Consider the following 12,226-nt stretch of genomic DNA (forward strand, 5'->3'; position numbering starts at 1 on the left):
ATTGAAACCATACATCTCGATCTGTGCGGGCAGTCACAAAACGATCAATTTCTTTACCCCAGGCAGCATAACCATTATTTACGCGGTGTCTGTAATCGTTTCCAGCATAATGCAGCATAAGCGATTCTCTTTATTACATTTATTTAACGGTATCGACGAAAAACACCAGGCGTTTTGTCCATAACCCTTACCAGGATTTTGCCTGTTATCTCCACGTAACCCCTTTAATTCACTCTGTTTTGTGAAGCAGGTCGCTCTTAGCGGCGCACATTTACGCCAAGCTTAAACCGCGTTTGTACCCCCTACAGCACACTCCCTTCAGAGGAATGAAATTATGTGGAAACGTTTACTCTTGTCTGCCATGGTGAGCGCCGCTATCAGCGCGCCGGTTTTGGCTGCTGATATGACAGTAGGATTCTCACAGGTTGGTTCGGAATCCGGCTGGCGTTCAGCGGAGACTAACGTGGCAAAAAGTGAAGCGCAAAAGCGTGGTATCACGTTGAAAATCGCTGATGGCCAGCAGAAACAGGAGAACCAAATCAAAGCGGTGCGTTCGTTCATCGCCCAGGGTGTGGATGCCATCTTTATCGCGCCGGTGGTGCAAACTGGCTGGGAACCCGTCCTCGAAGAAGCTAAAGATGCCAAAATCCCGGTGTTCCTGCTCGACCGCGCCATCGTAGTGAATGATAAGTCACTGTATGAGTCCGTGGTGACGGCGGATAACGTGCTGGAAGGCAAATTGATTGGTGACTGGCTGGTGAAAACCGTCGGCAGCAAACAATGTAACGTGGTGGAATTGCAGGGTACGGTCGGTGCCAGCGTGGCGATTGACCGTAAGAAAGGCTTTGCTGAAGCCATCGCCGGACACCCCAACATCAAGATCATCCGTTCTCAGTCCGGTGACTTTACCCGTAGTAAAGGTAAAGAGGTGATGGAAAGCTTTATCAAGGCTGAGAACAACGGCAAAAACATCTGCATGGTGTTCGCACACAACGACGATATGGTGATTGGTGCCATTCAGGCCATCAAAGAAGCGGGTCTGAAACCGGGCAAAGATATCCTGACTGGCTCGATTGACGGTGTGCCGGATATCTACAAAGCGATGCTGGCCGGTGAAGCCAACGCCAACGTTGAGCTGACACCGAACATGGCAGGCCCGGCCTTTGATGCGCTGGAAAAACTGAAAAAAGACGGCACCCAGCCGCCGAAAATCATTCGCACCGAATCAAAACTCTTCCTGCCTGCTGATGCTCAGGCACAACTCGATAAGAAAAAAGGCATGGGTTACTGATCCCCGCACCGCCCCTTACGGGGCGGTTTTTCATGACGTAAGGCGAGGCAGATCCGTATGAGTACATCACAAGAAGAAGCACTGCTGACCATCAGCGGCGTCAGCAAAGGTTTTCCGGGCGTCAAGGCGCTGGATAACGTCTCTTTCAGCATTCGCAAAGGCGAAATTATGGCGCTGCTGGGAGAGAACGGTGCCGGTAAATCGACACTGATTAAAGTGCTGACCGGTGTTTACACCCGCGATGCCGGGGTGATTACCCTTAATGGCCAGACCATCGCGCCGCATAACACCGGCGATGCGCAGGCGATGGGGATTGGCACCGTTTACCAGGAAGTGAACCTGCTGCCGAACATGTCGGTGGCGGATAATTTATACATCGGTCGTGAGCCGCGCCGCTTTGGCATGATCGATCGCAAACGCATGGTGCGTGACGCCGATGCGCTGATGCGAAAATACGGTTTCGCGCTGGATGTCACGCGGCAGCTGGGGCATTACTCGGTGGCGATGCAGCAGATTATCGCGATTTGCCGGGCGGTGGATCTGTCGGCGCAGGTATTGATCCTCGACGAACCGACGGCCAGCCTCGATGCCAGCGAAGTCGAAATGTTATTTACCCTGATGGCGCAGCTGAAAGCCAAAGGGATGAGCCTGATTTTTGTCACCCATTTTCTGGATCAGGTCTACCGCATCACCGACCGCATCACGGTGCTGCGCAATGGGCAGTTTATCGCCACCCGTGATACCGCCTCACTGCCGCGTATTGAGCTGATTAAACTGATGCTGGGACGTGAATTGCTGGAGACGGCGTTGCAACGTCAGGGCAGCACGTTACGCAGCAATCAGCCGGTGGTGGCGTTTGAAGATTACGGTAAGAAGGGCACCATCGAGCCGTTCAGTTTGCAGGTGCGGCCAGGAGAAGTGGTCGGGCTGGCCGGGCTGCTAGGCTCGGGACGTACCGAAACCGCCGAAGTGCTGTTTGGTATCCGCCGTGCCGATCGCGGTACCGCTACCATTAAAGGCAAAGTGCAGCAGATCCGCACCCCGGCAAAAGCCTCGAAACTGGGCATGGGGTTCTGCCCGGAAGACCGCAAGACCGACGGCATTATTGGTAAGGCGTCGGTGCGGGAAAATATCATCCTCGCGTTGCAGGCGCAGCGCGGCTGGTTACGGCCAATTAAAAAGCGTGAACAACAGGCGATAGCCGAACGCTTTATTAAAAGTCTCGGCATACGCACACCAAATGCCGATCAACCGGTTGAGTTATTGTCCGGCGGTAATCAGCAGAAAGTGTTGCTGTCTCGCTGGCTGGTGACTAAACCGCAGTTTCTGATCCTCGACGAGCCAACGCGCGGTATCGATGTTGGTGCCCATGCTGAGATTATTCGTCTGATTGAATCCCTGTGCGCCGATGGACTGGCGCTGCTGGTTATCTCCTCTGAACTCGAAGAACTGGTGGGCTACGCCGATCGCGTGTTGATTATGCGTGATTTGAAGCAGGTGGCGGAAATCCCCCTTGAGCAGCTGTCGGTGGCGTCGATTGTCAACGCCATCGCCCACGGAGGAGCACAACATGCTTGAATCCGATATGACGTCTGAAAAAACCCATCGTCGCAAACCGAAGCTGCCACCCGGCATGCCGCAAATCGCCGCCCTGATTCTGGTGCTGCTGGTGGATAGTCTGGTCGCCAATAACTTTTTTGCCGTGCATTTGCAGGATGGTCGCCTGTTTGGCAGCCCGATCGATATTCTCAACCGTGCAGCGCCGGTGGCGTTGCTGGCGGTGGGGATGACATTGGTGATTGCCACCGGCGGCATTGATTTGTCGGTGGGCGCGGTGATGGCGATTGCCGGAGCCACGGCGGCCACCCTGACTGTGGCGGGACACAGTTTGTCCTTTGTGATTCTCGCCACGCTCGGCACCGGTCTGGCATGCGGTTTGTGGAACGGCGTGCTGGTGGCGTTGTTACGTATCCAGCCGTTTGTCGCCACGCTGATTTTGATGGTGGCGGGGCGGGGTGTCGCGCAGCTGATCACCCAGGGGCAAATCGTCACCTTCGATAATGACAATCTCGCGTGGTTCGGCAGTGGTTCCCTGTGGCTATTGCCGGTGCCGGTGTGGATCACGCTGGTGGTGGCGCTGGCCGTGTGGCTGCTGACGCGCAAAACCGCGCTCGGGCTGTTTATCGAAGCGGTCGGGATCAACCTGCGTGCGGCGCGCAATGCCGGTGTCACCGGCTGGCTGGTGGTGATGTCGACTTACGTTATCAGCGGTGTCTGTGCGGCGGTGGCGGGTCTGATTGTCGCCGCAGATATTCGCGGTGCGGACGCCAACAACGCCGGGCTGTGGCTGGAACTGGATGCGATTCTGGCGGTGGTGATTGGCGGGGCATCGCTGATGGGCGGGCGTTTTAATCTGGTGCTGTCGCTGATTGGTGCGTTGATTATTCAGTCGATGAATACCGGGATTTTGCTGTCAGGATTCCCGCCGGAACTGAACCAGGTGGTGAAAGCGATTGTGGTGATGTGCGTGTTGTTGATTCAGTCACCGCGCTTTATCGCCATGCTGAAACGGAGACGTCCATCATGATTAAACGCCATCTTCCTCTGATGATTACCCTGCTGGTGTTTGTCGCCGGGTATCTGTTCTGTCTCAGCCAGTTTCCCGGCTTCGCTTCAACGCGGGTGATTTGTAATATCCTCACCGATAACGCCTTTCTCGGCATCATTGCCGTTGGGATGACGTTTGTCATTCTGTCTGGCGGCATTGATTTGTCGGTGGGCGCAGTCATTGCCTTTACCGGCGTGTTTCTCGCCCGCTTGATCGGCGATTATCATGTTGATCCGCTGCTGGCATTTGCGTTGATTCTGGCGCTGGGAGCCGCATTTGGCGGCATGATGGGCTGGTTGATTGATGCGCTGAAGATCCCGGCGTTTATCATCACCCTGGCCGGGATGTTTTTCCTGCGCGGTTGCAGCTATCTGGTGTCGGAAAACTCCATTCCCATCGACCATCCGCTGTATACCATGCTGTCGAGCCTGGCGTGGAAAATCCCGGGCGGCGGTCGCCTGAGCCTGCTGGCGGTAATTATGCTGGTGGTGGTGATTGGCGGCATTCTGCTGGCGCACCGGACGCGGTTTGGTAATCAGGTGTATGCCATCGGCGGCAACCTGACCTCAGCCCAGCTGATGGGGATCCCGACCCGTGCCACCACCATCAAAATCTATATGTTATCGACCACGCTGGCGACGGTGGCAGGCATTGTGTTTTCTATCTATACCTCGGCGGGTTATGCGCTGGCAGGATTAGGGGTGGAACTCGATGCCATTGCCTCGGTGGTGATCGGTGGCACGCTGCTGTCGGGTGGCGTAGGTACGGTGCTCGGCACGCTGTTTGGCGTGTTGATTCAGGGGTTGATCCAGACCTGGATTAACTTCGACGGCACCCTGAGTTCCTGGTGGACCAAAATCGCCATCGGCATTTTGTTATTTGCTTTTATCGCGCTGCAACGCCTGCTGACAGTAATGTGGGATCGCCAGCAGAACGCGCCTGTAAAACGGTTATCATCCTCGTAGCCTTGCACCACCATTAGGGAAGTTTGTGACGATGTTTCTGGAATACCGTTGCCAGTACGGTCTTTGTGAAACACCGTTGAGGAGGCCCCAGCGGGCCTCCTGTTTTTTTATCAGGTAATCTGGTGGCTCTTTGCCATCAGTGCTGCCAGATTGGCGCGTATCGGGTTACCATGCTCTTTGCTGCAATTTTCGATGTCCTCGAAGGTACAAAACATCAATTGATTGATGTTCTCAATACCCAGCGTTTTCCCCACCAGCCGGAACCAGTCCATCACAATTCTTTTGTCGATATCGTCCTTCAACGCCAGCAACCAGATATTGATGCGTTCAAACGCAAACTCATTTTTCAGCCCGGCATACATATTACGTTGATTGATGCCCTCACCAATCACCACCACCGGTATGGAACTCAGAAGATTATTGGTTTCCTGCGCGGCTTGTAGCGCAAATTTGAGGGCGTCATGGCTGCGACTCTGCAACTCATTGAGTTTGGTGGCCCGCACCGCCAGGCTGAATAGCCAGGCGAGTTCCGGATTGGCTTTGCTGGTACAGGCATGCTGTTTACCCAGTAGCATCTGCTGCAGGATACCGGGTACCAGTTGCAGGTCGCAACTGGCAACGGCATGGGTCACAACATCCAGATTGGTACCATGAATGACATTATTATTCGCATTGGGAACAAAGGCATCAGGGCGATAATTGACAGTGCCAGGCTGTGGCGTGCGAATACAGGCAAGATACTGACCTACCGTTTTATAAGGGAAATCGCTGCCGCCAACTTGCCTCATTAATCCCTGGCGGATGGTGTCCAGTTCATATCTGACATTGGCATCCTGAATGCGGAAGAGATCGGCATGATTATTGAAATCAAAACTCGCAAAGGAGATCGGGGTGTTTTTATCAATTGTATATTCTGCTAACAGGCTGTCCGGGTTATTTTTAATATGCGTCAGATTAAGAGCTGGCTGTGCCAGGGTGTCTATTGTGTCACTGCAAGCCAGTACATAGGTGAGGTCGGGTCTTCTCAGACTATCGTTAATGAGTACGGTATGGTCGAGGATCTCGAAAGTACAAACCCGTATTTCTTTGATTCTTTCATCTTTTGTCGTCTCATAGATCTCTTTGAGACATTGCAATAGGATATTTTTTTCCTGTATGTTTCTGCATGCTAAACCACGAATGTTGAGCCTTTTACTCGTTATCCCATAATCGACATTTTGATATAAGGGACCAGTATTAACGCCATCGCCGAATGCAACCACGGGTATCGATGAAAAAAAATTATCGTTATGTTGTACTGCTGCGTCGGCCAATTCCTGCACATCACCAAAACTACTGATACTGGATAATGTGCTGACGCGGACATGCTTACACAGCTGATAATAATTACCTTCACTGAGTTCTTTAATGTATGGATGTGCCATGCCCAGCAACTTTAACTGTTTGTTGATCGGAACGATTTGCAGGTCGCAGTTGATCACCGAATATAAAATCACCGCAGCATTGGTACCATGCGCCAGCCTGTTGTTACTGTTGAGGTCCCACTTTGCGGGTCGATGATCAATGCTATCTACCGCTGGGTAACCGGTTCCCTTGAGATAATCCCCCACTTTTTCGTAGCGATAGGCTTTACCCTGATACTTATCTTTTAATGCCTGTTGTAGCGCTGCCATATCATTTCGCCATCCACCCGCCCACATGTCCTGGTATGACATATCATTGAAATCCAATTAATCGAATGTAATTGGCGTGTTCATGGGGATATAAAATGAGGACAAGTCAAAGCCTGATTTATTCGCAATGTGGCTGATATTGGCAGCAGGCTGAGAGGTTCCGGCTGTTTGATCAACCGGAGTGTGATTCACTGAGGTGGTGGCATTTCTATTCACATCCATGACTCAAATTCTCCTGTTTTGTTGCGTTGTGACGAATTAATTATGCAAGGGTATGGCATTTTTCCATCAAGGCTTCCAGATCTGGCCGCACTCTACGGCCTGTTTTTCTCCGGCAATCCGTAACATCCTGCAGGGTACAAAACATTAATGAATTGATCTCTTTGATATCCAGCAAATCACGGACTTTCTCAAACCACCCCATCACGATGCGTCTCTCAGCATCATCCCTGAGTACCAAAATCCAGATATTCACCCTGGCATAAGCACATTCATTACTCAGGCCAGCATACATATCACGTTCATTGACGCCATCGCCGATAATCATCACCGGAATGGAACTGAGTATATTGGTGCTCTCTTTCGCCCCAGCAAGGGAAAAAAACTCGGCATCATTAAAACCGCTGCTTAAATTTCTGAGTGTCGTCGCCCGCACTGCCACACTCAGCAGATACATTAATTCCGGGTTGGCTTTATAGTTAATTTCATGCTGTTTGCCCAACCGCAGCAACTGCTCGATACCCGGCACCAGTTGCAGGCCGCAATTGATAATGGCATGGGTCACCACATCCAGATTAGTACCGTGAACCACAGGGCTATCCCCATAGGGGTCAAAGGCGTCCGGGCGAAAATTAATATTGTCGGGATCGGGTTCTGGGGTATAGGCCAGATACTCACGTATCGTTTTATACGGGAATCGGTCATTAGCATAATTTCTGACTAACTCCTGGCGTATTTCCTCCAGGTCTTCTCTCATAAACGTTTCTGACAACGTTCTGTGACCGGTATCGTTGAAATCAAACTGATCAAAAGGTATCGGCGTGCTTTTATCAATATAAAATAATGACAATAAACCTTGTAAATTATTTTTAATATGACTGAGATTCAATGCCGGTCTGGCATGGGTTTCAATGGTATCGCCGCTTGCCTGTATATAACCGATATCAGGCGTATCACGATCATTTTTGCGCTCCAGTGCATCCCAGGTGCAAACCCTGATGTTTTTTATCCGGTCATTTTTTGTGATATCGAATATTTTCTGCAGGCAGTCAAGGGTGATGTTTTTAGTATTTTCATCCGAGCAAGCCAGAATCCGGATATTAAGTCTTTTGCAGGTCCCCTGGGCCTCCACATTAGCGAACAATTCGCCGGGTTCGCTGCCGTCGCCAATCACCACAATCGGGATGGTGTTGAATAAATCATCACCATGCAGAGCCGCCAGTCTGGCGAGTTCTTTGACATCATGAAAGGTACAATTTTTCAGACTCAGCCTGGAGACGCGTACCTGAGAACACAGCTGATAAAAATTCTCCGCATTGGTGAGCTTAATATCACTATGAATCTTGCCGAGTAATTTTAGCTGTTTGATGGCGGGCACAATTTGCAGGTTACAGTTGGCGAGGGAATATAAAACTACCGCCAGCTTTGTGCCATGCGTCATGATATTGTCACCGTTAATATCAAATTTCAACGGATAGTAATCTTTACCACGAGCGAGAGGGTATTTATGGGAAGAAATATATTTTCCCACACAATCATCCGGGTAAGGTTTGCCTTCATACTTTTCTTTAAAATGTAAACGCATCGCTTCTGATGCGGCTTTCCAGGCCTCATCTGACATTTTCTGATGCGACATATCATTAAAGTCAAAATGCGCAAAGTCGATGGGCGTGTTTTTGTCGATAAAGAACGAGGATATGTCATAATCCTGACGATTCGCTACCTGATGGATATTAATAATGGGGGGTGGGGCGGCAGCATGCGCTCCCTCAGCCGAAAGAGGATTAACAGCAATAGTTCCAATAGGGTCCATATTGAATATCTCCTGAAGGATAGTTTTCTTTGTGCCGGGCTGACAAAGCATTAAACATTATTTCCTCCTGATAACGCTGAGATTTTTTTCTGAGAAATCCTGATGCATAAATGCGGGAAAGTGAGAATGCTTTTTTCGAAAATAAAAAAAAGCCGCGATAAATCGCGGCCTGAGAGGACATGACAAAACGCTTAACGCATCAGGCGGTAATAAGCCTCATTCCAGCGCAGCGCATCTTTGAACGCGGGTAAACGCGTCTCTTCATCAATTACCAGCACCTCGATACCGTTCAGCTCGCCGTAAAGATAGAGGTCATCAAGATCCAGCGCCTGGCTGAACACCGTATGGTGGGCACCACCGGCCAGAATCCAGGCTTCCGATGCCGTTGCCAGTGACGGTTGTGCACGCCACAAGGCACGCGCCACCGGCAGCTTCGGTAACGGTTTCGGTTGCTCAATCGCGTCCACTACATTCACCAGCAGACGGAAGCGGTCACCGAGATCGATCACGCTGGCGTTCACTGCGCGCCCGGCTGGAGTAGAGAAAATCAGGCGCGCCGGGTCGGCTTTGCCACCAATGCCGAGGAATTGCACATCAATCAGCGGTTTCTCTTCTTTGGCGATGGACGGGCACACTTCCAGCATATGGGAACCCAGCACCAGATCGTTGCCTGCGGAGAAGTGGTAGGTGTAATCCTCCATAAACGAGGTGCCGCCAGCGCGATTGCCTGCCTGGACTTTGAGAATGTGCAGCAGCGCGGCGGTTTTCCAGTCACCTTCACCGGCAAAACCGTAGCCCTGGCCCATCAGGCGTTGCACCGCCAGACCCGGCAACTGCGTCATGCCATGCAACGTCTGGAAGTTAGTGGTAAAGGCTTTGCAGCCTTCCGCTTCAAGGAAGCGTTTCAGTCCCAGTTCAATGCGTGCTGCATCCAGCACGTTCTGGCGTTTCTCACCGTTAACCGCCGCCACCTCGGTAAAGCGATAGTGGCTTTCGTATTCATCAATCAGGGCATTGACGTCGCCATCGCTGACGCTGTTCACCACCTCGACCAAATCACCGACGCCCCAGCCGTTCACCGCATAACCAAACTGAATTTGCGCCGCCACTTTATCGCCTTCGGTGACTGCCACTTCGCGCATGTTATCGCCGAAACGGGCAACTTTCAGGTGCTGACTGGCCTGACGCGCCTGGGCCGCACGGATCCAGCGACCAATCCGCAGCTGGCTCTCTTTATCCTGCCAGTGGCCGGTGACGACGCTGTGTTGCAGGCCCATACGCGCACCGATAAAGCCGAACTCGCGGCCACCGTGGGCAGTCTGGTTGAGGTTCATAAAGTCCATATCCATGCTGTCCCATGGGATCTCAGCATTGAACTGGGTATGGAATTGCAGCAGCGGTTTATTCAGGATGCTTAACCCGCCGATCCACATTTTGGCGGGTGAGAAGGTGTGCAGCCAGGTAATGATGCCGACGCATTCATTGGCATGATTCGCTTCGCGGCACAGTGCCAGCGCTTCGTCCGGCGATTTCACCAGCGGCTTCAGCACCAGTTGTAACGGCAGACTACCTGCCTGATTCAGGCCATCCATCACCTGGCGCGCATGCTGTTCCACCTGGCGTAACGTTTCCGCCCCGTAGAGGTGTTGCGTACCAATAACAAACCACACCTGTTGTGTGTTGTGCTGTTCCATAAAACCACTCCTTTACTTAGCGGAAACGGTGCGTGCGGCATACTGCGGTTCAGCGGCCTGGCACCAATGTTGATAGCGTTGATAAAGCTGTTGATAGCGCGCCACGCGCTGACTATCCGGTTGTAAGGTCACGTCGATTGGGCTGGCCATCACCTGCTGCGCTGCCGGGACATCGGGGTAAACCTGCGCGGCGACTGCGGCAAAAATGGCCGCACCGAGTGCGCAACATTCGTCAGAAGCGACGATATCCAGCGGTCGGTTCATCACGTCGCAGCAGGCCTGCATAATGGCCGGGGATTTGCGTGCAATGCCGCCGAGGGTCAGCACGCTTGCCACCGGGATCTGCTGTTGTTCGAAACATTCCATAATGGCGCGCGCGCCAAAGGCGGTGGCAGCGATCAGGCCGCCAAACAGCGCCGGAGCATCGGTACCGAGATTGAGGTCGGTAATCACCCCTTTCAGGCGTTGATTGGCATCAGGAGTACGACGACCGTTGAACCAGTCCAGCACCACCGGCAGATGATCGAGTTGCGGATTAGCGGCCCAGGCATCGGTCAGCTGACGGATCAGATCTTTTTGCAGCTGCTCCAGCTGGGGTTGCAGCTCAGGGTGTTGCTGCGCGGCCTGTTGCAGCGGCCAGCCAAGCAGGCGGCTGAACCAGGCATAAATATCGCCGAAGGCGGATTGTCCGGCTTCGCAGCCAATCGCACCCGGCACCACGCTGCCATCGACCTGGCCGCAAATACCTTTGATGGCGCGGTCGCCCACTTTTTCGCTGTCGGCAATCAGGATGTCGCAGGTTGAGGTGCCAATCACTTTCACCAGCGTATAGGGTTGTGCTCCGGCACCGACGGCACCCATATGGCAGTCAAACGCACCGCCAGACAGCACTACCTCGGGTGACAGGCCGAGACGCTGCGCCCATTCGGCGCTCAGGGTGCCGACCGGCACATCCGCCGTCCAGGTGTCGCTGAACAGCGGAGAGTCGAGTTGTTCGGTCAGCAGCGGGTCGAGCGCATTAAGGAATTCAGCGGGAGGCAGACCCTGCCAGTCCGGGTGCCAGAGGGACTTATGCCCGGCGGCACAGCGGCCACGGCGCAGCTGTTGTGGCGCGGTGGTGCCGCTCAACAGGGCAGGCACCCAGTCGCACAGTTCTACCCAGGAGACGGCGGCATCACGAACGGCGGCATCGGCACGGGAAACGTGCAGAATTTTCGCCCAGAACCATTCCGACGAATAAATGCCGCCGATATAGCGGGTGTAGTCGGTGAAGCGGCCGCTGTGGCACAGCTGATTGATCTCCTCCGCTTCTTCTATCGCGGTGTGATCTTTCCACAACACAAACATTGCATTGGGGTTATCGGCGAACTCAGGACGCAGCGCCAGCACGTTGCCATCGCGGTCGATAGGTGCCGGTGTTGAGCCAGTGCTGTCAACGCCAATCCCCACCACGGCGGCACGTTGTTCCGGGCTGAGTTTTTGCACCACCGTCACCAGCGCCTGTTCCAGCGCGTCGATATAGTCCTGCGGATGATGACGAAAGCGGTTGGCATGCGCATCGCAAAACAACCCTTTAGCCCAGCGCGGATAGTTGACCACGGCTTTTTCCAGTTCTTTGCCACTGTGGCAGTCCACGGCCAGTGCCCGGACGGAATCGCTGCCAAAATCCAGACCGATGGTAATAGCGCCAGCGCCCATTGAAATTCTCCTGTGTCAGTTATCTGCGCTTATCCTGGAATGGGTGGGCGGGAGCGGTTAGTCATCCCCGGCTGAGAATATGCACTTTTCTGCCATCCACAGGCATTTCGTGATCCACTGCAAAAGTTAATGACCGGTTAATTTTGCTGAATATATGGAGAATTTTGTCGTCGTTCCGGGATGTGATACCGCTCTACATTTTTCTCACCTTTTCCCGCTACAACTAGCCCAGCGTTTGCACAGCCTTTGTACAAACCTTGTTCTA

The 12,226-nt window shown here is 52.9% G+C and carries 8 protein-coding genes; 4 read left to right on the plus strand and 4 right to left on the minus strand.

The features are described from left to right. Positions 1 to 334: 334 nt before the first annotated feature. The 4 genes from ytfQ to yjfF are packed head-to-tail and all read left to right on the plus strand — an operon-like array spanning position 335 to position 4,864. The gene (gene ytfQ / locus HA50_RS09005; protein ID WP_084874405.1) at positions 335 to 1,291 is read left to right on the plus strand and encodes a galactofuranose ABC transporter, galactofuranose-binding protein YtfQ; all 957 of its coding nucleotides are present in this window, start codon (positions 335 to 337) and stop codon (positions 1,289 to 1,291) included. Positions 1,292 to 1,348: 57 nt separating this feature from the next. Next, positions 1,349 to 2,869, plus strand: coding sequence for a sugar ABC transporter ATP-binding protein (locus HA50_RS09010; protein WP_084874408.1), 1,521 nt, complete (start codon positions 1,349 to 1,351; stop codon positions 2,867 to 2,869). Then, positions 2,862 to 3,878: a galactofuranose ABC transporter, ATP-binding protein YtfT gene (gene ytfT / locus HA50_RS09015; protein WP_084874411.1), complete on the plus strand. Its 1,017-nt coding sequence runs from the start codon at positions 2,862 to 2,864 to the stop codon at positions 3,876 to 3,878. The genes HA50_RS09010 and ytfT overlap by 8 nt, the downstream gene beginning before the upstream one ends. Further along, complete coding sequence (gene yjfF / locus HA50_RS09020; protein WP_084874413.1) at positions 3,875 to 4,864, plus strand: galactofuranose ABC transporter, permease protein YjfF; 990 nt, start codon at positions 3,875 to 3,877, stop codon at positions 4,862 to 4,864. Before ytfT ends, yjfF begins: the two co-directional genes overlap by 4 nt. Before the next feature lie 110 nt (positions 4,865 to 4,974). On the opposite strand, the gene HA50_RS09025 is transcribed toward yjfF, so the two are convergent. From HA50_RS09025 to HA50_RS09040, 4 genes are all read right to left on the minus strand, one after another. Next, on the minus strand, positions 4,975 to 6,537 hold the full coding sequence (locus HA50_RS09025; protein ID WP_084874416.1) for a hypothetical protein: 1,563 nt from the start codon (positions 6,535 to 6,537) through the stop codon (positions 4,975 to 4,977). A gap of 262 nt (positions 6,538 to 6,799) precedes the next feature. Then, positions 6,800 to 8,569: a hypothetical protein gene (locus HA50_RS09030; protein WP_084874418.1), complete on the minus strand. Its 1,770-nt coding sequence runs from the start codon at positions 8,567 to 8,569 to the stop codon at positions 6,800 to 6,802. A gap of 191 nt (positions 8,570 to 8,760) precedes the next feature. Next, positions 8,761 to 10,263: an L-arabinose isomerase gene (gene araA / locus HA50_RS09035; protein ID WP_084874421.1), complete on the minus strand. Its 1,503-nt coding sequence runs from the start codon at positions 10,261 to 10,263 to the stop codon at positions 8,761 to 8,763. Positions 10,264 to 10,275: 12 nt separating this feature from the next. Further along, the gene (locus HA50_RS09040) at positions 10,276 to 11,961 is read right to left on the minus strand and encodes a ribulokinase (protein WP_084874424.1); all 1,686 of its coding nucleotides are present in this window, start codon (positions 11,959 to 11,961) and stop codon (positions 10,276 to 10,278) included. Positions 11,962 to 12,226 lie beyond the last annotated feature (265 nt).

This window comes from Pantoea cypripedii (assembly GCF_002095535.1).
Taxonomy (GTDB): domain Bacteria; phylum Pseudomonadota; class Gammaproteobacteria; order Enterobacterales; family Enterobacteriaceae; genus Pantoea; species Pantoea cypripedii.

Bases quoted from the DNA above. Each gene is read 5' to 3' on its own strand.
- ytfQ (WP_084874405.1), top strand. From the start codon at position 335: ATGTGGAAACGTTTACTCTTGTCTGCCATGGTGAGCGCCGCTATCAGC.
- HA50_RS09040 (WP_084874424.1), bottom strand. From the start codon at position 11,961: ATGGGCGCTGGCGCTATTACCATCGGTCTGGATTTTGGCAGCGATTCC.
- yjfF (WP_084874413.1), top strand. From the start codon at position 3,875: ATGATTAAACGCCATCTTCCTCTGATGATTACCCTGCTGGTGTTTGTC.
- HA50_RS09030 (WP_084874418.1), bottom strand. From the start codon at position 8,569: ATGGACCCTATTGGAACTATTGCTGTTAATCCTCTTTCGGCTGAGGGA.
- HA50_RS09010 (WP_084874408.1), top strand. From the start codon at position 1,349: ATGAGTACATCACAAGAAGAAGCACTGCTGACCATCAGCGGCGTCAGC.
- ytfT (WP_084874411.1), top strand. From the start codon at position 2,862: ATGCTTGAATCCGATATGACGTCTGAAAAAACCCATCGTCGCAAACCG.
- araA (WP_084874421.1), bottom strand. From the start codon at position 10,263: ATGGAACAGCACAACACACAACAGGTGTGGTTTGTTATTGGTACGCAA.
- HA50_RS09025 (WP_084874416.1), bottom strand. From the start codon at position 6,537: ATGGCAGCGCTACAACAGGCATTAAAAGATAAGTATCAGGGTAAAGCC.